The organism is Microcystis sp. BLCC-F210 (assembly GCF_042134685.1).
Taxonomy (GTDB): Bacteria; Cyanobacteriota; Cyanobacteriia; order Cyanobacteriales; family Microcystaceae; genus Microcystis; species Microcystis aeruginosa_D.
Map to the genome: position 1 here is coordinate 790368 of NZ_CP169647.1, position 19582 is coordinate 809949.

The 19582-nt window shown below is 41.6% G+C and carries 20 protein-coding genes; 11 read left to right on the top strand and 9 right to left on the bottom strand.

Features of this window, described 5'->3' with window-relative positions:
• Positions 1 to 49 precede the first annotated feature (49 nt).
• Complete coding sequence (locus tag ACE3JL_RS03855; protein WP_375328884.1) at positions 50 to 2986, bottom strand: tetratricopeptide repeat protein; 2937 nt, start codon at positions 2984 to 2986, stop codon at positions 50 to 52.
• Positions 2987 to 3027: 41 nt separating this feature from the next.
• Positions 3028 to 5298, bottom strand: a complete 2271-nt coding sequence (locus ACE3JL_RS03860) for a caspase family protein (protein ID WP_375328885.1) — start codon at positions 5296 to 5298, stop codon at positions 3028 to 3030.
• Between the two features lie 407 nt (positions 5299 to 5705).
• On the opposite strand from ACE3JL_RS03860, the gene ACE3JL_RS03865 reads away from it, so the two are divergent.
• From ACE3JL_RS03865 to ACE3JL_RS03880, 4 genes are all read left to right on the top strand, one after another.
• The gene (locus ACE3JL_RS03865) at positions 5706 to 5990 is read left to right on the top strand and encodes a DUF1778 domain-containing protein (RefSeq protein ID WP_002789208.1); all 285 of its coding nucleotides are present in this window, start codon (positions 5706 to 5708) and stop codon (positions 5988 to 5990) included.
• Positions 5980 to 6501: a GNAT family N-acetyltransferase gene (locus tag ACE3JL_RS03870; protein ID WP_375328886.1), complete on the top strand. Its 522-nt coding sequence runs from the start codon at positions 5980 to 5982 to the stop codon at positions 6499 to 6501. The genes ACE3JL_RS03865 and ACE3JL_RS03870 overlap by 11 nt, the downstream gene beginning before the upstream one ends.
• 32 nt (positions 6502 to 6533) lie before the next feature.
• Positions 6534 to 6683 carry a hypothetical protein gene (locus ACE3JL_RS03875; protein ID WP_271988458.1) on the top strand — a complete coding sequence of 50 codons (150 nt, stop codon included), beginning with the start codon at positions 6534 to 6536 and terminating at the stop codon, positions 6681 to 6683.
• Between the two features lie 141 nt (positions 6684 to 6824).
• Positions 6825 to 7667, top strand: a complete 843-nt coding sequence (locus tag ACE3JL_RS03880) for a methyltransferase domain-containing protein (RefSeq protein ID WP_375328887.1) — start codon at positions 6825 to 6827, stop codon at positions 7665 to 7667.
• 75 nt (positions 7668 to 7742) lie between these two features.
• Here ACE3JL_RS03880 and ACE3JL_RS03885 read toward each other — a convergent pair whose 3' ends face one another.
• On the bottom strand, positions 7743 to 7994 hold the full coding sequence (locus ACE3JL_RS03885; protein ID WP_271988460.1) for a hypothetical protein: 252 nt from the start codon (positions 7992 to 7994) through the stop codon (positions 7743 to 7745).
• Between the two features lie 549 nt (positions 7995 to 8543).
• On the opposite strand from ACE3JL_RS03885, the gene ACE3JL_RS03890 reads away from it, so the two are divergent.
• Both ACE3JL_RS03890 and gshA read left to right on the top strand, forming a co-directional pair.
• Positions 8544 to 8936 (top strand): pre-16S rRNA-processing nuclease YqgF, encoded by a 393-nt coding sequence (locus tag ACE3JL_RS03890; RefSeq protein ID WP_271988461.1) that lies wholly within the window; start codon positions 8544 to 8546, stop codon positions 8934 to 8936.
• Positions 8937 to 8975: 39 nt separating this feature from the next.
• Positions 8976 to 10130 carry a glutamate--cysteine ligase gene (gshA, locus tag ACE3JL_RS03895; RefSeq protein WP_375328888.1) on the top strand — a complete coding sequence of 385 codons (1155 nt, stop codon included), beginning with the start codon at positions 8976 to 8978 and terminating at the stop codon, positions 10128 to 10130.
• A 4-nt stretch (positions 10131 to 10134) separates the two neighbouring features.
• On the opposite strand, the gene ACE3JL_RS03900 is transcribed toward gshA, so the two are convergent.
• Positions 10135 to 10422: a YggT family protein gene (locus ACE3JL_RS03900; RefSeq protein ID WP_002793203.1), complete on the bottom strand. Its 288-nt coding sequence runs from the start codon at positions 10420 to 10422 to the stop codon at positions 10135 to 10137.
• Positions 10423 to 10683: 261 nt separating this feature from the next.
• Between ACE3JL_RS03900 and fumC the strand changes: the two genes are divergently transcribed.
• On the top strand, positions 10684 to 12087 hold the full coding sequence (fumC, locus tag ACE3JL_RS03905; RefSeq protein ID WP_375328889.1) for a class II fumarate hydratase: 1404 nt from the start codon (positions 10684 to 10686) through the stop codon (positions 12085 to 12087).
• Between the two features lie 120 nt (positions 12088 to 12207).
• Here fumC and ACE3JL_RS03910 read toward each other — a convergent pair whose 3' ends face one another.
• From ACE3JL_RS03910 to map, 5 genes are all read right to left on the bottom strand, one after another.
• Complete coding sequence (locus ACE3JL_RS03910) at positions 12208 to 14535, bottom strand: glycosyl hydrolase (protein WP_375328890.1); 2328 nt, start codon at positions 14533 to 14535, stop codon at positions 12208 to 12210.
• Positions 14536 to 14669: 134 nt separating this feature from the next.
• The gene (gene pth / locus ACE3JL_RS03915; protein ID WP_271988465.1) at positions 14670 to 15296 is read right to left on the bottom strand and encodes an aminoacyl-tRNA hydrolase; all 627 of its coding nucleotides are present in this window, start codon (positions 15294 to 15296) and stop codon (positions 14670 to 14672) included.
• 49 nt (positions 15297 to 15345) lie between these two features.
• Positions 15346 to 15570, bottom strand: coding sequence for a DUF2811 domain-containing protein (locus tag ACE3JL_RS03920; RefSeq protein ID WP_008201610.1), 225 nt, complete (start codon positions 15568 to 15570; stop codon positions 15346 to 15348).
• Between the two features lie 444 nt (positions 15571 to 16014).
• Entirely contained in the window at positions 16015 to 16416 is a 402-nt protein-coding gene (locus ACE3JL_RS03925; protein WP_375328891.1) for a universal stress protein, read from the bottom strand.
• A 68-nt stretch (positions 16417 to 16484) separates the two neighbouring features.
• Positions 16485 to 17330: a type I methionyl aminopeptidase gene (gene map / locus ACE3JL_RS03930; RefSeq protein ID WP_271988467.1), complete on the bottom strand. Its 846-nt coding sequence runs from the start codon at positions 17328 to 17330 to the stop codon at positions 16485 to 16487.
• A gap of 372 nt (positions 17331 to 17702) precedes the next feature.
• Between map and trxA the strand changes: the two genes are divergently transcribed.
• Genes trxA through ACE3JL_RS03950 form a run of 4 tightly spaced genes read left to right on the top strand, consistent with a single transcriptional unit; the run spans position 17703 to position 19504 of the window.
• Positions 17703 to 18020, top strand: coding sequence for a thioredoxin (gene trxA / locus ACE3JL_RS03935; protein WP_002758059.1), 318 nt, complete (start codon positions 17703 to 17705; stop codon positions 18018 to 18020).
• Positions 18021 to 18053: 33 nt separating this feature from the next.
• A complete protein-coding gene (locus ACE3JL_RS03940; RefSeq protein WP_271988468.1) occupies positions 18054 to 18338 on the top strand; it encodes a DUF427 domain-containing protein in 285 nt (94 codons plus the stop codon).
• The gene (coaD, locus tag ACE3JL_RS03945; protein WP_002750042.1) at positions 18335 to 18808 is read left to right on the top strand and encodes a pantetheine-phosphate adenylyltransferase; all 474 of its coding nucleotides are present in this window, start codon (positions 18335 to 18337) and stop codon (positions 18806 to 18808) included. The genes ACE3JL_RS03940 and coaD overlap by 4 nt, the downstream gene beginning before the upstream one ends.
• A 36-nt stretch (positions 18809 to 18844) precedes the next feature.
• A complete protein-coding gene (locus tag ACE3JL_RS03950) occupies positions 18845 to 19504 on the top strand; it encodes a hypothetical protein (protein WP_271988469.1) in 660 nt (219 codons plus the stop codon).
• Positions 19505 to 19582: the final 78 nt, after the last annotated feature.

Here is a 19582-nt window from a genome sequence, read left to right on the forward strand (position 1 = left end):
AATTTCCCTCAGCAAGTCTTTTTCGGGCTTAACCGAGTAGTATTGGGTCTTATTCTGCTTCACCAATCAGAGTAAATGCCGCCCAATCTTTCGGATTAGGATGGTTTTTCATGGTGGTTAACATTGCCTGTCGCAACGCCTGGGCCTTATCTAGTTTTTTCTCTTGCCAATTGCGATAAAATTCAGTCATTAAACTTGCAGTAGGTGCATCGGGAACTGACCATAAAGAAACAATAATACTTGGCACTCCTGCGGTAATTAAAGAACGGGATAATCCGATTACACCATCTCCAGTAATGCGTCCCCTTCCCGTATCGCAAGCACTTAAAACCACTAATTCCGCATTCAGTTTTAAGTCGAGAATTTCACTAGCAGTAAGTAAACCATTATCATTACCAGAAGGTGCAAGAGCGATCGCACCGGGTACTCCTAATCCTTTAAAATCATCTAATAAACCATGGGTTGCTAGATGAATAATTCTGGCTTGAGGTAATTGGGAAAGGATGGCAGTTTTAGTGGCTTGGTTGCCTGTTAAAGCTTTAGTATTGAGTAATTTAGCAATAGTAATAGCTTCGTTTTCTGCTGCTGGTAATAGCGGCAATTTTTTGGGTGGTTCGCCAATTTTAACCGTCACTTTTGGCATGGTGGGATTCCCAACAACGACAAGTCCTTTCGGGTTAGCTTGTTGCACTTTTACTCGTTGTTTTTGGGTTAAGTCTAAAACTTGAATGGCGGGTGCAGTGAGAATTGTGTGTTTTTCAATTAAGTATTTGCCATTAGCATCTTGTAAAGCGGGAAAAGGTACTAAAAATAGTTCTCCTTGAGGCATGAAGATGACATGAGCGTTAGGATCGGAGGGGAGTAAATCGGCAATAGGTTCTATAAGTAATTTGTGGAGTTGTTTTAATTGATTTTTTGCTTCAGAGTCATCAAGCGGCACTACTTCAATGCTACTTCTTCCTCTAACTCCAAAGGATATACGGGATGCGGTAACTAAATCTTGCAAAGAAATATTACTTTGCCATAGTATAGGCTTTAGATCAACAGAACGGAAATTTACCTCCCCTGTGGGTTTAACAACCCAAATAAAGAGTTCAGAAACTTTTTTCTTTTGTTGGTCATAAATTGTACTTGAATAAATCAGAGAGTATTCAATGAGAGTTGCATTTTGTCGTTTAGCTATTTCTCTAATTTGCTGAATATTAGGAGACAATATCGGAAGTTTTTGCTTTTCTTGAGTAGATATTCTGTCCATCAATAATTCTACCAATGCCCGTGATCGCCCTCTTTCAGCAATTTCTAGAGCTTGATTGGTTTTTTCTTGAAAAATTAAGGCTTGTTGTAAGAGCCGATAACTATAAGCGTTTGTATCAAATATCGAGATTTTATCTGTATCCTTTAAACCTGTTCTTAGAGATTCTGAAACTTTGATAGAATCAAGAAAATATTGTTCGGATATATCATAGTTTTTAGTTTCCAAAAATAACATTCCAATATTATTCAAGGTGGAAGCTTCTCCTACCGGAACGCCAACTTCTTTGTTTATGGCTAAAGCTTTCTGATAATAGTCTAATGCTTGCGGGTACTGTTGTTGACTATGATAAATTCCTGCGATATTAGCGATGGTCGTACCTTGACTGGCTCGATCATCTATTTCTTTGCTAATCATTAAGGCTTGTTGGTAATAGTCTAGAGCTTTTGGATATTGTCTCCCATGCCAATAAAATACTCCAAGATTGTTGAGAATACTACTTTCTCCTGCGCGATCTCTAATTTCTTTAGCAAGATATAAGGCTTTCTGATAATAGTCTAATGCTTGCTGATACTGTTGCTGACTATTATAAATTTCTCCCATATTGTTGAGAGTTGCCGCTTGCCCTTGGCGATCACCAATCACTTTTCTAATAGACAAGGCTTCCTTGTAATAATCTAATGCCTTAGTATCCTGTCCTAGATTGTCATACAATAAACCTAAATGATGAAGAGTGACCCCTTCTCCTTGGCGATCACCAATATCTTTTCTAATCAATAAAGCTTTTTTGTAATAATCTAATCCCTTAGCATACTGACCTTGATTACTATAAGTTTCTCCCATATTATTGAGAGTCGTAGCTTCTCCCGCTCGATCACTAATTACTTGTCTAAGTATTAAGGCTTTTTCATAATAATCCAATGCCTTTATATATTGTGATTGGCTGTTATAAATCGCTCCGATATTATTGAGAATAACACCCTCCCCTATCCGATTATGTAGCTCTTGCATAATAACCAGAGCTTGCTGGTAGTAATCTAAGGCTTTAGGGTAGTCTCCCATACTCCCGTAAACAGCCCCAATATTGATTAGGGTAATACCTTCTCCATCACGATCCTTCACAGATGGAGATTGCCTAATCACCAAGGCTTGTTGGTAATAATTTAAGGCTTGGGAATATTCTCCTTTATTCCAATAAACAGAACCAATATTATGTAAAATAGAGCCTTTGATTTTCAAAGAATCAGCTATCATCAAAGCTTGCTGATAGTAGTATAAAGCTTTAGGATATTCTCCTGTGTTCCAATAGACAGAGCCAATGTTATTTAAAATGATACTTAAGCCTGAACTATCTTTCAGATTTTGCCTAATATCTAATGCCTCTTGGTAGTAATCTAAAGCCTTAATGTAATTGCCTAAAATTCGATATATTTCTGCTAAATTGTTAAAAACAGTACCTTGCCCTAAAAGATCACCTAGTTTTTGATAGATAACTAGGGCTTTATGATAAAAGGCAATTGCGGCTGCATATTGACTAACTTGGTACTTGTAAACTCCTTGTTCTAGCAGTCTATCAGCTTCTGCTTTGCTGTCCGATTGGGTTTGCGCCAAAGCTGAAGAAGTCAACGACACCCAGAATGCAGGAATAGTAACTGTCCCTGTTATAGCGAGAAAAGTAAGAAACAAGTATATCAATCTTTGTGATTTTGTTATATCATTTTTGCGGTAATTCATGGCTATATAATTGTAGGATTTACTAATATAAAATTAAAAGGTTAGCGCCTGGGATCAGTAACCTCAAAAGTAATCGACATAGCAGCCATCTGTCGAGTATCAATCTGACGCACTCTTGAATTAGAAACTGTCCCACTCCCCCGACTACCCCCATCTAAATCATCCAGAAGGCTAGAAATCGCCTCATCTGGCTGAGTTAAATCTATAGGTGTCCCTCTCAGATTATACCCTCTCTCTGTAGCCAAAACCTGCAACAATTCCACAGCTTTGGTTAGAGGAGTCGTAGTAGCAATAACCAACACTTCCGCTATTCCCGTTTCACCCTCTACCTTAAATTTGTACAATTCCCCTCGATTTGGATCGGGAATCTGAATTTTTTCCCCCGGAGTCACAGGAGAATTATCTCCCCTTCCCAGTAAAGGCGAAAGGACGGTAAGCGTCCCATCTACGCTAATAAGTAAAACAGTAATATAGAGAGGAACTAACTCGTTATTTTGTACGAGAAATTGTACCTGAGTCCCCTGCTTGATTTTTTGCGCGTTACTGGTTAAACCGCGCACCCCTCTATTTTGACTGAAACTGCCTGACTTTGCACCCCTAACCGTAAACGATTCTGCCACCAATTGGCCACCATCTACCGTTTCCATCGCCGCAGCTACACTCAGACGGGAAGAAGAATTATTAAGAGTTAACTTGACTAATCTTGCTGCTAACAAGGATTTTAACTTAGGGCTTAATCGCTCAACGGCATCTGTTACTTTTTCCCCGGCAATTCCCGCCGAGTCGGGAACCAAATCCAATGCAGGAGAAAATAAAGCAATACTGCCGACTTCTGGCAATTTTTTCACTTTTAATTGCTGTAATTGCTGATGATAAATGAGGGAAATTCGCCCTAGAATATAGTGAAAATTGGTTTGCTCTAAAGACACCACTTCAATGCGTTTAATCGCTTCTAAAGCTTGTTTAGCTTGCTGTAAAGAAGCATCTAAACCAATTCGTAGAGTTAAATTACTGGGAATGGCCCGGGATCGCTCTTGAAGTAGAGTCCCGGAAGCAATATTATCTCTTGTCTGGATCAGTTTCCCTTTAGCTGTCAACTCTTGACGCGACTCTATCTGAACTTGACCTCGTTCTTTCCCTTCCCCATCCACTAAAGTTAAAATTGCCCCCCGACCGAATGCTTCTAAGGTACGCGGATCGATCCCTCCCAAAAACAGGTCAACCTGATTTCCCTGCACTTGAGTGACCACAGCTTCAGCAGGGATTTTCTGATCTGGTTTGAGAAAATAAACCGCTTGCTCGCTGTTGTTACTTCCCTCCCTAGTATTAAATTCCGGTTGCTGTAATAAACCAGCCGTCGGGAAATATTCCCGTAAAATGCGATCGGTAGTAGCCGTCGCACTTATCATTACTTGACTAACTGAATCGCCTCCGGTTTGCTGCCAGAGATAGCGAGTCAAGATATATGTAAAGATACCGGCAGCCGTATCACCAAAGGAAGCATCGATCGCCGTTTGGTCAGGTCTAGCAGCCGCCAGCATTATGCCTTTGGGAACGCCCTTTTTTCGCTCTATGGCCAAGTCTGAAGCGGTCAAGTTAAGTCTGGACATCAGTTGTTTTTGATATTCCTGTTCCTGGGGACTTGCTAACAGTTGGATGTTAGAGTTTTCAGTCCTGTTTAACTCCCGATTTCCAGGGCGCGATCGCACTGTTAAGATGCCTTTTCTTGCCCCTCCAGAGTGACAACTATCCAGAATAAAAGTGACATTTTCTGTATTAATTGCTTGCATCAACAACCACAAAGTATGACCTGTAATATCATTGACTTTTCCTCCTTTATTGGGATAACCTGGAGGCAGAATGCTATCAACAGGAACAATCGTGCTAACTTGCCCATCTTGAAAAATTTGATCGGGATCAAAAACTTGAGAACCATGACCAGAAAAGTGAAAAACTACCACATCACCGGGTTGCGCCCATTTAATTAAATGTTCCTCAAACGCTTGTAGGATATTCTCACGAGTTGCTTCATGATCAGTTAAAAGCAAAATTTGATCGGACTCGAATCCAAAACGGTGAATGAGTAATTCCTGTTGTAGTTTGACATCATTGACGGCACCTTCAAGGGTTATCCATCTAGTATCGGGGTAATTATTAACACCCACTAATAATGCCCGTTTACGAGGTGTATTTTCTGCCAGTACGCTACGATAAAAAATGGCTCGCTGTTTTAATTCCAACTGGCTCAATCCTAAAGTGGCTAATAAAGAACCAGTCAGGGATAGTAATTGCCTACGCTTAATTCTAGTCATAAAATTTTACTCCCTATTTAATACTACCAAATCTTGATCCTGAAAGCATTTATTATGGTGATTTGGGGGGAATTTGCTCGGCCGTTAAGGTGACAATTTAGCCATCTTTTAAAATGCTGATAGACTCTCCTAGATCGCTATTCTCACACCAGCATCGATTTTCTGATGCAGTTCTGTTAAGGTGGATTCAGTCATTTGAGTTACAGATAGATAATCCAAGTATCGCACAAGGGTAAATACAAATAGATTAGGTTAACGACACATCTTCGAGAATATTATGCCACTGGCTACCTTTCTGTCAACTCTCTCTAAAGACTAATGATTTCCTCCTCTTCTTTTCTGTGTACTTTGTCCGCCTAAATCTGTTAAACTAGAAACATCGGAACTCAATACTGGAGAAACCCCTTATGTCAGAAACCTCAAAGGTTAAAGATAGCCGTATAGACTTGAGAGTGACTCAAGAACAAAAAGAACTTCTCGAAAAAGCCGCCTCCCTCAGAGGAATTTCCTTAAGTGCTTATACTCTTCTTCACCTGTTACCTATTGCCAAACAAGACATAGACACTCAGGAAAGATTGATTCTTTCAGATCGAGATCGAGACTTATTTATGTCCATTATGGAAAATCCCCCAGAACTTCAAGGAAACCTCAAAACAGCCATTAAAAAATATCGAGATAAATATGGACAATGAGGCGGAAAAAAGATGGAATTTTGTCCCTATTCATCAAAAGTATCAACGAGAGTATTTTGACTGTGGTTATCCCGTCTTAAATGATTATCTCAAAAAATACGCTCGGCAAAATCATGAAAAAGGAATTGCTAAAACCTTTATTGCCATTTCCCAATCTGAGCCTTTAAAAATTGAGGGTTATTACACAGTCAGTGCTAGTGTTATTGAGTTTTACTCTCTCCCAAAATCTTATCAAAAAGGACTGCCCACCTATCCAATTCCAGCCCTACTAATTGGCAAGTTAGCTGTGGATAACTCAGTCAAAGGACAAGGATTAGGAGGAGAATTACTCGTAGATGCACTTTTTAGAGCCGTCAAAGCTTCTCAGGAAATTGGCATTTTTGCAGTTAGAGTTGATGCTATAGATTTAAGAGCCAAAGAATTTTATTTAAAATACGAATTTATTCCTTTTCCAGATCAACCGCTTTCACTCTTTTTACCGATGAAAACTATCTTCAGAGAATTTATCTAATTTTTATTTTCAGACAAAAGAGAAGAAAAGTCATGAAACTCGAAATTAATTTTGGAACTTGTTGCTCCAGTGCTGCCTTACTTCTAGATAGCACTCCCAAACCTACCAAAGAACCGCTTTTGTCAATTATTTTTGATCTAGAGCGAACTAATCAATTAAGTCTCTTGCCAGAAAAGATTTAATTTCTCGGTAGTGTTCTGAATCTGTGGACAAAACAAGTCACAATGAATAGATTGACTACCTCGCGGAAATACGATCCACAGGTCTAGAACATTACCCATTCATCTTATATTTAATTCCACCCACTTACTTAGGAAATGACCATGGAACTTTATCAACGAATAGCCGATTTTTATGACTCCTCTAGTGGACTATGGGAAAGGATTTGGGGCGAACATATGCACCATGGTTACTACGGTCGTGGTGGTAAGATTAAACTCGATCGCCGTCAGGCACAAATTGATTTAATAGAAGAATTATTAACTTGGGGTGGTGTCACCAGCGCTAATCAGATTCTCGATGTGGGTTGTGGTATTGGTGGCAGTAGTCTTTATCTGGCCGAAAAATTTCACAGCCAAGGGGTGGGGATTACCCTATCCCCTGTACAAGCCGCTAGAGCCAGCCAAAGAGCGCAAGAGTTCAATTTAGAGGAACAAGTGAGTTTTTGTGTGGCTGATGCCCTAAAAACCCCCTTTCCTGACGATAATTTTGATCTGGTCTGGTCATTAGAAAGTGGCGAACATATGCCCGATAAAAGGCAATTTCTGCGGGAATGTTATCGGGTTTTGCAGCCCGGGGGGACTTTTTTGATGGCTACTTGGTGTCATCGTCCCACCACTTCCCTCGCCGGTAATTTAACGGAAGGGGAGATTAAGCTATTAAACGAGATTTATCAGGTTTATTGTCTGCCCTATGTGATTTCTTTGCCAGAATACGCCGATATTGCTCGTGAAGTTGGCTTTCAAGACCTAAAAACCGATGATTGGTCCCTATCGGTGGCCGCTTTTTGGGATGTGGTGATTGATTCGGCCTTAACCCCAGATGCGATCGCAGGTTTGTTAGCAAGCGGTTATACTACTATCCAAGGGGCCTTATCTTTAGGGTTAATGCGGCGCGGTTACGAGTCGGGTTTAATTCGTTTCGGTTTACTGCAAGGGAAAAAATAAGGTTCTTCGGTTTGTGTTATGCAATGGACGAGGGTTATAAGGGATGAAACCCTTATAGCTTATAGAGAAAGACGTTTAGCAATTTTTATCAATTGTTTTCGCTCTAGAACGAACTAATTTAAATCTCTTCTTGCCAGATAAGGATTTAGTCGATTTATGCCGCCGGATGGAACCATCCCCAGCAACAACAACAAAGAGACTTGTTTGCAGGGAATTGGAACTGGCTGATTTTTCCTCGCAATTAGAACGTTTAATTTTAGTTAAATCCAAGTATTCGATGATATTTTCTCCATCATCAAATTTGCGATCAAAATCTTCAGCTTTCATAAATTTCTACCTCTTCATGTCTAGAGCGTTTCCTTGGCTGCATCTCAATTTGGTCGAAATATCTATAGGACATTTTGGGCGCACGCAGTTCGATAAACTCACTGACCCCTAGGCACTACTACCACAATAAGCTAAGACGCATTTAAACCGCTTATTATTAGATTAGCCGAACCTCCCCCAATCCCTTTACTGTTGCCTTTTGCCTCATCTCAACAAGCAATTTAAATTACGAACAGCTTATCATGGTAGTGACTGTATCGGCAAGAGTTATAGTATAATTGAGCTAAGTAGTCGTGCAAAATTAATTTCCTAGTGAAGATAGGCAAGAGGCAAGAGCGGGGTTAGATATGTATAATTAATTTTGCTTAGATACTTAATAAATTTTGGCATTCCCTTGCTGCTGTTATCAGTAAAAAGTAATCAGTGGGTTTCACCTAACACTGCCCACTTAAAACTACAATCTGATCACTGATAACTGAAATCCCCAACACCCGAACCCCTAATTTAATCATTTAATCAAACCGACCACTGCTGCAGGAGATAAAAACTATGTGTATTCTCGGTTTTGATCCGGGTAAGGATAAATGTGGGATCGCGGTCAGGTCATCAACGGGGAAAATTTATACCCATGAGGTGATAGCATCGTCACAAGCGATCGAGCGTTTAGTCAGTCTCTGTCAACAATATTCGATCGAATTATTGGTGATGGGGAATCAAACCACTTCAAAAAGTTGGCTCCAAAAAATTGCCGCTCGTATCACCATCCCGATTACTCTAGTAGATGAACGCAATAGTACCCTAGAAGCTCGCGATCGCTATTGGCAAATGTTCCCCCCCAAAGGATTACAGAAACTCATCCCCCAAGGTATGCGTCTTCCCAATCGCCCCATTGATGATATAGTAGCGATTTTACTGATCGAACGTCATTTACAGTCCAAATAATGTCAAACTACAAAATAGACACAGCAGGGTGAATTGACGATGCTTCTAAGTAAAGGTTTTGAAGTGGAAATGTACACCGGAACGGCAGCCGGAGAAGTTATCGGTTTATCCGATCGCATTGTCAAGGATTTAGACGGTTTTGTCCGGGAGCCAGATACTCGTAACGTAGAATATACCACGGCTCCCATGACTAACTATGACCGTCTTTTCTGCGCTACTTTAAAACCTCGTCTAGCTCTACGGCAATATTTGCGTCGTTTAGGCGATTATACCCTCATCCCCGGCAGTACCCTCTCCTTGGGTGATAGTCAATATTTTTATCGCAGTGACCCCCACAATCCCTATCATGACTATATCGAACAGACCTACGGCACTAATGTAGTCACGGCCAGTATTCATATTAACGTCGGTATTAGCGATTATGAGGATTTAATGCGTGCCTGTCGCTTAATTCGTCTAGAAGCTCCTTTATACTTGGCTTTAAGTGCTTCCTCTCCTTTTCTCGATGGTAAAATCACTGGTTCCCATTCCCGTCGTTGGCAAGTTTTCCCCCAAACTCCCGCTTATGTTCCCCTCTTTGAAAGTCATAAACATTTTGTCACCTGGACCGAGGAACAATTAAAACTCGGTACGATGCAGAATGTTCGTCATCTCTGGGTGTCGGTACGTCCTAACGGTAGCAATCGTCCCTATAATCTCAATCGTCTAGAATTGCGAATTTGTGACCTGATTGCTGATCCTATTAGTTTATTAGCAGTTATGGCTTTTTTAGAGGCCCGTTTAACTCAACTTTTACAAGATCCCCAATTAGACCCCTTAATTTTAAGTCAATTACCTAGTAGCAATCGCAGCGAAGATTTATTAACTTTAACTCAAGAAAACGAACAGGCTGCTGCGCGTTTTAGTCTTGATGCCACCCTGAAACATTGGTACGATGGCCGGGAAATCTTGGCTAGGGATTGGATTAAAGACCTCTATGTTCAAGTTTATCCCGTTGCTAAAGAAAAGGGTTTTAGTTGTTTCCTCTCTCCCCTACAAAAAATTCTCCGTGAAGGTAACACCGCACAACAATGGTTAAAACAATCCGACCAAGGGATGGATGTTAAAAGTATTATCAAACAGGCGATTATTACCCTAGAAAAACAGGAACGAGAGTTAGAACATAAATTATGTCAGCATATTTTAGTCGCGTGAATAATTATTTTAAGGCCATGGTAATCAAACCCTGTTGACCGAGAAGAATTTCCCGCAGCAGCGTACAAATTCCCACCCAAATAATCGGAGAAATATCAACTCCTCCCAAGGGTGGTATCAGTTTACGCACGGGGATTAAAAAAGGTTCTGTGGGCCAAGCAATAATATTAAAGGGGAAGCTATTTAAATTTACCTGTGGATTCCAAGTCAGCACGATCCGCAAGATAAACAAAAGGGTCATCAACCCTAAGATAATTCCCAATGTCCAACTTAATGCGATCGCTGTGTCCATAGTCTCTAATCCCGTCTTTTTTACTGATTATCTTCCCTAAAATATAACAGTTTTTGTCTCATAATCACTCCAGCACCCTGCCAGTTATTCTTGTCAACCTCCCGGGTAAAAATGCCGCCAGAAAAAGTTCCCATAGGGCTTGACAAACCAGCCAGACTTGACTTATACTTTTTTTATAATGGGAATCCGTGTCGCCCTGCGACCTCCCTTTTTCAGGCCAGATAACGACCATCTTTTCCTGACCGCAGAAGTAACTTAAAGATGACAGAATTTCGCATCGAGAAAGACAGCATGGGAGAAATTCCCGTACCTGCCGATAAACTTTGGGGAGCGCAGACCCAAAGATCCCTACAATACTTTAGTATCGGTGATAATCTCATGCCCCGGGAGATGATCTGGTCCTATGCCATTCTCAAAAAAGCCTGTGCAATTGTCAATCAGCAAAAAAATCGTCTCAGTCAGGAGAGAAAAAACCTTATCTGTCAAGTCTGCGATGAAATTTTAGCCGGACAACACGCAGATAACTTTCCCCTCTACGTTTGGATGACGGGAAGTGGCACCCAGTTTAACATGAACATCAACGAAGTCATCTCCAATCGTTGTAGTCAACTGACGGGGAATCCTCTGGGGAGCAAAACTCCCGTCGATCCCAACGATCATGTTAATATGTCCCAATCGACTAATGATTCTTTTCCCTCGGCCATGTATATTGCTGTTGCCTTGGCAGTCAAAGAAAAATTAATTCCCAGTCTGCAACTATTACGGGATAGTCTCGATGAAAAGGTGCAATTATGGGCAAATATAGTTAAAATTGGTCGTACTCACCTACAGGATGCCACTCCTTTAACCCTGGGACAAGAGTTCTCCGGTTATGTAGGTTTATTAGATGACGGCAGCGATTGGCTAGAAAAATGTCTAGAAAAAGTCTATCGTTTATCCTTAGGAGGAACAGCAGTGGGTACGGGAATTAATGCTCCTCCAGATTTTGATCGAGATGTGGCTGCCGAAATCGCTAATCTGACCAAATTACCCTTTATTACTGCTCCTAATAAGTTTACCGTGCAGGGTTCCCACGATGCTCTCGTTTTCTTGAGCGGGGGACTGAAAACTATCGCTAGTTCTCTGTATAAAATTGCTAATGATATCCGTTTACTTAGCTGTGGTCCCCGTTGTGGAATCGGAGAATTACAGCTGCCGGAAAATGAACCTGGTTCTTCAATTATGCCGGGGAAAGTTAATCCCACCCAATGCGAAGCTTTATCGATGATAGCAGTGCAGGTGATAGCTAATGATTTAGCGGTGACGATGGGAGGCGCCGGGGGATATCTGGAGATGAATGTCTATAAACCGCTGTTGATTCATAATCTCATGCAGTCTATCCGTTTGCTCACGGATGGTTGCAGTAATTTCTGTCAGTTTTTGGTTAAGGGGATGACTGCTAACCAAAAACAAATTGAGACTTTTTTAAATCAATCCTTGATGCTGGTGACTGCTTTAAGTCCCGTGATTGGCTACCAAAAGGCTGCCTACGTCGCTCATTATGCCCTAGAAAAGGATTTAACCCTGAAAGTGGCAGCCTTGCAACTAGGATACATCGAGGAAGATGATTTTGATCGCATTGTTGACCCTGCTAAGATGGTTAATCCCTACGTTGCTGATGGTTAATTCTCTCAGGGGATAACTGCTGTAAAAATTAGAGGTTGCAGGTAGGCACGGATTCCCACTATACATATAAGTATAGGGCAAGCGGCGGGATTTGTCAAGCCCCGCCGGTCAAAATTTCTCCTAAACTTGGGTAATGATAACGAAGAAAACAAACAGAAAAATCATCAATGCTCCTGTCATGCGGAAGAAGGATTTAGGAAGATTAATAATTTTCTCCAGTTTCAGGAAACCCACCAGAAAATAAGCGACGATTGCTAGGAGAATCGGGATAACTAAGCGTAGGATTGTGCCAAGGGGACCAGAGAAAAACTCACCGATTTTATAGCGGGGTGTATTTTCTTCCGCGTGAGGAGGAATAGTTACACTTGTCCAAGTTTCTCCCCCATCGGTGGAACGAAAAACTGTAGTTTTAGCGCCACCAAAACCGAATAAAGTTTTATCTTGAGCATAATTAGGAGAAAACTGGACGGAGATGCCAGAGGAAGGGATGCTATGAATTTTCACTAGAGGTATTTTAGGATCACCAATTAGCTTAAAAGTTTCCCCACCATCGGTAGATTTAAATAAACCATCTCCCTGTAAACTAACCATTACCGTGTGATCATTAGCATAATCAGGAGAGATAGCAATGGTTTCTACTGATGCTTGCGGATTAAACCCCGGTTTCTCTAGCTTTGTCCAACTTTTAGCCCCATCTTTGGTGACAAATAAACCAGAAATTGTCCCAGCAACAATAGTTCCATCCTTGGGATAATTGGGAGAAATTGCCAACTGCACATTAGCGGTTTTTGATAGGGGTGTTCCTTGGGTGACATTTTTCCAAGTTAGTCCACCATCAACACTTTGATAAATTCCCTCTGTTCCCGTGACAAACAAAGTTTTATCCTTAGCAAAATCGGGGGAAGCTACCATAGCAGGGGCATAATTACCGGAAATTCTGCCCACTTCACTGATATTTTTAACCGTATTTCCTCCATCGGTAGAACGAAATATTCTACCCTGCTGATTGGTGAGAAAGAGAGTTTTATCCTTGGCAAAATCTGGGGAAATAACTATTCTCGGACCGCGTACTTTCTGATCAATTTCGATAATTTTCCATAAATCACCACCGTTATCAGATTTGGCAAATCTATTGCGTAAAAACCCAGCAAAAATAGTTCTATCTTCTCCATAGTTAGGAGAAAAGGCAATGTCAAAGAAACGACGGGGATCCTGTCCTGATTCTTCGGGATCTTTACCAAGTCGATAAACCTCTAAACCGCGATTAATTGGTGTCCAAGTTTTCCCTTGATCGCGACTGATGAAGATATTGCCTACATAATTAGCAATGACGACAGTACCATCCTGGGCATAATTAGGAGAAACCGCCATGGCGATAACTGTTGCCCGGGCTAAAGTTTCTATTTCCTGCCATTGTTTGCCGCTATCTGTGGTTTTAAATAAGCCATTAAATCCCCCCAAAAACATCGTATCTTCAACGACTTTTAAGTCCATAAAATGGGGAACTTTATAATCATCTGCTTGTTTGTCTTTGGTTAAACCCTCGCTCATTTTTGTCCAACTTTTGCCGCCATCCTGAGAAACATACATTCCGTCATGCCAAGTGATAGCGTAAAGGGTGGAGTTTTGGGCATACTGGGGAGAAATAACGATGTCTTCGATGATTTTATCCTTAATTCCTTCGTTAACAGCTTGGAAGGTTTTACCATCATCAACGGTTTTAAAAATACCTGCTTCTCTTGTACCGACAAAAAAGGTTTTATCCCTGTCTAGATTAGGAGAAAAAGCAATGGTATCTACTGCCCCCACATTAGCGGGTAGGGGGAGATTCTGCCAAGTTTTACCCCCATCGGAGGAAGTGTATAATTTACCCTGTTCATCCCCAAAAAAAATGCGATTAGGATTGTTGGGAGTAATAGCGAGAAAGGTTATCAGTGCCTTGGTGGGGAAAATATTTGACCAATTTTTACCACCATCTTCGGTTAAATAAACCCCTTTTTCTAATCCCACTGCTGCTGCTATATTGGGATCAGAAGGGGCAATTTGTACAAAGTTAATAAAGTTAGTTGCTAAACCCTGATTAACTTGCTGCCAAGATTCCCCCGCATCTTTACTTTTATAAATACCATCGGATCTTGAAGCTAGATAGAGAATATTTTTATTGAGGGGAGATAGGGATAAGGAACTTAATTCCCCCGTATAATCTAAACCTTGAATTAATCTTTTCCAGTTGCTACCTCCGTCGCTAGACTTATAAAAGTTATTTCGCACCAAGATATATACTGTATTATCTGTCTGGAAATCGGGAGAAACTTCCACTTGACTAATCACATCATGGGGACGATGGGCAAAAGCAGGATTACTCCAAAGACAAAAAACTGTAGCGATTATCAATAAAATGAGATTAAACCTGTGGATGAATCTCAGCAAACTTTGGCGATTAATCATACTTAAACTGCTAATATCGATGATAAAAATTGACCTAATCTAGCAAAGGGCGATCAAAATTTAAGCAAGGGTTCTGTAAGAGTATAGACGAAAATGACGATTATAACCATTACTAAAATCAGGCTCATTTGCTATCAGCATAGATTAGAGCCAATCTCTACACTTTGATTATTGTAGAGACTCATTGCCTTTTGTAACCCTTGTTTGAGACCAAGTTCGATCGCTTTTCTGGACAAGTCTAACACTTTCAAGATCACTTGGTTTTCTTCGGCAGTGAATCGGCCTAAAACGTGGGAAATAGTCGCTTTTTCGGTTGATTTACCGATTCCTATGCGTAAACGAGCGAAGTTTTCCGTACCAACGTGGGCAATCATCGATTTAATACCGTTGTGTCCGCCTGCCGATCCCGATAGACGGATTCTCAACCGGCCTAGGGGCAGATCCATATCATCGTAAATGACTAAAATCGACTCTGGAGCTAGTTTATACCAGTCCAGCACCGCTCGCACCGATTGCCCGGAGCGATTCATATAGGTTTGGGGTTTCAAAAGACGAATTTTGCCCGGGAGAGGACCGTCACCCTCGGCAATAAAACCTTGAAATCGCTTGTTTTCCTGCCAAGATAGCCCCCAATCTCGCGCTAATGAGTCCACAGCTTCAAAACCGATATTATGACGGGTGCGATCATATTTGGGTTCGGGATTACCCAAACCGATAATTAGCCGAGGAATGATTAAATTATGGGTTTTATCGGAATTCATATGGAGAAATCGGGCTTTTAACCAGGACCCGACTCTTATTATCACCGAATTAGCACTCCGAGCGCTGGAACAAAGTTTCTAGATAAACCTTGGCACAGCTATTTTGTTCCTCAAAATTCATCCTTTCGGGGGATTGACAATTAAGTAGAAAAAATGACAAGGCCGCCGTAAACACACCATCTTGATCCCAACCGGGGTGAGCTTCTAGGTATTGTTGTAGGGATTGGTGGAGAATTTCGGGGATTTCTGCCAAGATACTGACTGATGTATTCATATCGTTTACCTCTGATCGGAAGTGGGGAAATCCCTGACTCGTGTAGTGGACAGTAAGGACTATTGTGAGCCAAGTTGGGGGGAGTTGCAATATTACCAGATGTAAAGGAATGCTTTAGAAAAACTTAATATTTACGACGGAATAAGGGTTAGAGCTAGATTTTATTTACTTAACTTAACAGTAACTCAGTATCTATCCATAGAGATTTTGACAATCAAGATTAATTTTTTCTAGGAGCAAGTGCCGATTCTATCGCTGTTGCCTGTGGAAAAGTCTGGGTAAACTGTGGAAACATTGGGAGTGAGTGGGGAAATACTGGGGAATGTATGGGGGAAAACATCGGGGAAAAATAAGATTTGCAAATTTTAGTCAGCAGTGCTGCTCAAATCCGATCCCTGATAGCTGTCTCACCAGTCTGGGAGTCTCGACGCTTAATACTGGCTGCTATGCTTTTACCACCAATACGGAACAGGTAGCTTCTGCCACCACGAGACTACTAACAGAATCTTCGATCACCCGTTGAACTCCCGTTAATCCCCGGCTGCCGATGACGATCAGATCAGCTTGATAGATATTAGCTAAACGAATAATTTCCTCCGCGGGATCGCCAAAGATGACTTCGATTTCACTAGGGGTAGCAATCTGGGATTGATAGCAGCGCAATTGATCTTCAATGATCTCACGGGAGGGGTGAGGGCGATCCACTGCCGATTCATCTCCCTTCTTGCTGAGAATATGGGTGATGATGATGTAAGAATTTGCCGTTAGCGAGAGGGAATTCAAAGCATGAAGGACTCGATGGGATGATTCCCCACAATCTAAGGCAACAACGATATTTTTAAACATTTTGACTAAATCCTGCCGCTAAATAAATTTTCAATTAAGATTCCGGAGCAAAAAATCTATAGACAATTTTATAGGTTATTGCGATCGGTTAGGATTTCGTAACCTGTGGCGGTTACTAGGACAGTATGCTCAAACTGAGCAGAGAGAGCATTATCCATCGTCACCACCGTCCAACGATCGCGCAAAGTTCTGGTATGTTTGGATCCCGCATTGACAATTGGTTCAATTGCCAGAGTCATCCCGGCGCGGAGTTTGACATTGGGTAACTGATTAGTGCGAAAATTAAATACCGAGGGTTCTTCGTGGAGATTTCTGCCAACTCCATGGCCGGTAAAATCTTCTACCACCTGGAAACCGTTAGCTTGAACGTGATCTTCGATCGCTCCTGCAATATCGAGCAGATAATTGCCAGCTTTTACCTGATTTATACCTTTATATAAAGCTTCTTCCGCTACGCGGATTAATTTTTTGGCTTTGGGAGAGACGGAACCGATCGCGATCGTGATACAGGAATCCCCATGATAACCTTGATAGTAAGCCCCCGTATCTACCTTTAACACAGAACCGGCTTTGAGGCGTTTTTTCGCGCTAGGGATACCGTGAACGACTTCGTTATCGACGGAGGCACAAATCGAGGCAGGAAAGCCATAATAACCTTTAAAACTGGGAGTAGCACCCATTGCGCGGATACGTTTTTCCGCATAGACATCCAGATCTGCGGTCGTCATCCCGGGTTGAGCGATCTCAGCAATTTCCTTGAGGACTGTGGCGGCAATTTTACCCGCTTGTCGCATAATAACGATTTCTGCGGCGGATTTGGTCTCGATTCCCCGGCGGCTTTTCTGTACTCGCGGTGAACCTACTTGCTCTGGGGTTTTAGTTTCGGGAAAAAGCAGCTTGGTTAGGATGTTCATGGAAAGTTGGCTGTCGAGTCTTTACTTAACTTAGCATTTTCCCGGCGATCGATGACTGCTCTGAAGAAATCAAAAATCTTCCGTTAGGTGAGGAGACAGGAGACTCCGAGACAGGAGAGGGGAGTGGGGAGATGGGGGGGTAGGGAAATGGGGAGGTAGGGAGATAGGGAGATAGGGAGTGGGGAGATGAGGATAAAAAAGACAAGAGACAACTATCCTAGCCATAAAACCGAAAATTATCGCAAATTTATCTGACTTTTAAGATATTTTGAGCCGATAGCACATCGAGAACTTACTTTTGCAGGAGGTCTAAGGAGCATCTAGAAAAGCTATAGTAGGGAAAAGGCTATTTTTCTGGCGAGGTGACAATTTATGGCAGTCAAAAAAGAGTTTTCCAGTTTTCAGGAACTGTTGCAAACCACTAATCTTCCCGTGTTAGTGGATTTCTATGCCACTTGGTGTGGTCCCTGTCAAATGATGGCTCCGATTCTAGAACAAACGGGAATGTATTTCAAAAATCGCCTGCAAATTGTCAAAATTGATACAGATAAATATCCCAATTTAGCCAGTAAGTACGGTATTCAAGCTTTACCCACTTTAGTAGTCTTTAAAAATGGTCAACCGATCGATCGAATCGAGGGAGTGATGCAGGTTAACCAACTGGTTCAACATTTACAAACTCTGTTGTAAGATGATTTTGAACCAGAACTAGGAGTTAGTGTCATGGCAAAGGCGATTTGGAATGGTGCAGTGGTAGCGGAAAGCGATAACTGCGAAATTGTCGAGGGAAACTACTATTTTCCCCCCGATACCATCAAAGCTGAATATTTCCAACCCAGTAACACCCATACCATTTGTTCTTGGAAAGGAGAGGCTAGTTATTATACTCTCAGGGTAGATGGACAGGACAATAAAGATGCCGCTTGGTATTATCTCGATCCTAAGCCAAAAGCCCAAAATATTAAAGGATATATCGCTTTTTGGCGAGGTGTGAAGGTTGAGAAATGATCGCCATCTACCCCGGCAGCTTCGATCCAGTTACACTCGGTCATTTAGATATTATCGAACGGAGTGTACCACTATTCGAGCGAGTAATCGTGGCAGTTCTCTGCAATCCCCATAAAAACCCCCTGTTTACCGTCGAAAAACGCATAGAACAGATCAGTTACTGTACAAAACACCTGAAAAACGTTGAGATAGACAGTTTTTCAGGATTGACGGTTGAATATGCCAGATTAAAAGGTGCTAAGGTACTTTTGCGGGGGTTGCGCGTTCTCTCAGACTTTGAAAAAGAACTGCAAATGGCACACACCAATAAAACTCTCTGGGAAGGAATCGAAACGGTTTTTTTAGCCACCACTAAAGAATATAGTTTTTTAAGTAGTAGCGTGGTTAAAGAAATTGCTCAATTCGGTGGCTCCGTCAGTCATCTAGTCCCGGAAAATGTTTCTAGAGATATTTACTCATACTATAGCTAACATACTAAAATACAGCAATGAGGACGATCTGAACCTATGGCGCGCCGAGAATCTAATGATCGCAGAAAAGCAGTACCTAACACTTCTAATAGTGGGGTTCCCAGTCCACCCGTCGATTTCGATATCTATCAGGATCTGGCGCGTCTGCAAGAGATGATTTTTGATAGTTTCCATATCCCCCTAACCCGTTGGACAATGATCGATGAGGGACAGATAGCCGAACAAATCGATCTCATCTATGAAACCGTGCCACCAGCAGTACAGAAAGCTTTAGCAATTTTGCAGGAAGAACAGGAAATTATCACTAAAGCAGAAGAATACGCTCAACAAGTTCTTCGTTCCGCTCAACAAAGGGCCGCCCAAATTCTCGACGAGTCTGGTATTATTCAACAAGCAGAACGGCAAGCATCCCAAATTCGTCAACGGGTTCAGCAGGAGTGCGAATCCTTGCAACAACAAACCCTCGATGAAATCGAACAGATGCGTCACAGCACCATGCAGGAAGTGCAACAGTTACGACAAAAAACCCAAGCTGAATGTCATGAAATTCAAAAAGGTGCTGATGACTATGCTGAAGCGGTTTTAGAACATCTCGATCGACAATTAGGGGAAATGTTACAGGTTATCCGCAACGGTCGTCAACAGGTAAGATCGAAACCAACATCGCCAAAAAATCTACCCGGAGAACGTCCTTAATCAGTTATCAGACGTAAGTTTTAGGTTAATTAGTTAGTTATCTTCATCTTTATTACTGATTACTGTTTACCGATCGCT

What these genes read in the sequence shown, in the direction of transcription:
- ACE3JL_RS03855 (WP_375328884.1), bottom strand. Translation starts at nt 2,986, where the DNA reads ATGAATTACCGCAAAAATGATATAACAAAATCACAAAGATTGATATAC.
- ACE3JL_RS03860 (WP_375328885.1), bottom strand. Translation starts at nt 5,298, where the DNA reads ATGACTAGAATTAAGCGTAGGCAATTACTATCCCTGACTGGTTCTTTA.
- ACE3JL_RS03865 (WP_002789208.1), top strand. Translation starts at nt 5,706, where the DNA reads ATGTCAGAAACCTCAAAGGTTAAAGATAGCCGTATAGACTTGAGAGTG.
- ACE3JL_RS03870 (WP_375328886.1), top strand. Translation starts at nt 5,980, where the DNA reads ATGGACAATGAGGCGGAAAAAAGATGGAATTTTGTCCCTATTCATCAA.
- ACE3JL_RS03875 (WP_271988458.1), top strand. Translation starts at nt 6,534, where the DNA reads ATGAAACTCGAAATTAATTTTGGAACTTGTTGCTCCAGTGCTGCCTTA.
- ACE3JL_RS03880 (WP_375328887.1), top strand. Translation starts at nt 6,825, where the DNA reads ATGGAACTTTATCAACGAATAGCCGATTTTTATGACTCCTCTAGTGGA.
- ACE3JL_RS03885 (WP_271988460.1), bottom strand. Translation starts at nt 7,994, where the DNA reads ATGAAAGCTGAAGATTTTGATCGCAAATTTGATGATGGAGAAAATATC.
- ACE3JL_RS03890 (WP_271988461.1), top strand. Translation starts at nt 8,544, where the DNA reads ATGTGTATTCTCGGTTTTGATCCGGGTAAGGATAAATGTGGGATCGCG.
- gshA (WP_375328888.1), top strand. Translation starts at nt 8,976, where the DNA reads ATGCTTCTAAGTAAAGGTTTTGAAGTGGAAATGTACACCGGAACGGCA.
- ACE3JL_RS03900 (WP_002793203.1), bottom strand. Translation starts at nt 10,422, where the DNA reads ATGGACACAGCGATCGCATTAAGTTGGACATTGGGAATTATCTTAGGG.
- fumC (WP_375328889.1), top strand. Translation starts at nt 10,684, where the DNA reads ATGACAGAATTTCGCATCGAGAAAGACAGCATGGGAGAAATTCCCGTA.
- ACE3JL_RS03910 (WP_375328890.1), bottom strand. Translation starts at nt 14,535, where the DNA reads ATGATTAATCGCCAAAGTTTGCTGAGATTCATCCACAGGTTTAATCTC.
- pth (WP_271988465.1), bottom strand. Translation starts at nt 15,296, where the DNA reads ATGAATTCCGATAAAACCCATAATTTAATCATTCCTCGGCTAATTATC.
- ACE3JL_RS03920 (WP_008201610.1), bottom strand. Translation starts at nt 15,570, where the DNA reads ATGAATACATCAGTCAGTATCTTGGCAGAAATCCCCGAAATTCTCCAC.
- ACE3JL_RS03925 (WP_375328891.1), bottom strand. Translation starts at nt 16,416, where the DNA reads ATGTTTAAAAATATCGTTGTTGCCTTAGATTGTGGGGAATCATCCCAT.
- map (WP_271988467.1), bottom strand. Translation starts at nt 17,330, where the DNA reads ATGAACATCCTAACCAAGCTGCTTTTTCCCGAAACTAAAACCCCAGAG.
- trxA (WP_002758059.1), top strand. Translation starts at nt 17,703, where the DNA reads ATGGCAGTCAAAAAAGAGTTTTCCAGTTTTCAGGAACTGTTGCAAACC.
- ACE3JL_RS03940 (WP_271988468.1), top strand. Translation starts at nt 18,054, where the DNA reads ATGGCAAAGGCGATTTGGAATGGTGCAGTGGTAGCGGAAAGCGATAAC.
- coaD (WP_002750042.1), top strand. Translation starts at nt 18,335, where the DNA reads ATGATCGCCATCTACCCCGGCAGCTTCGATCCAGTTACACTCGGTCAT.
- ACE3JL_RS03950 (WP_271988469.1), top strand. Translation starts at nt 18,845, where the DNA reads ATGGCGCGCCGAGAATCTAATGATCGCAGAAAAGCAGTACCTAACACT.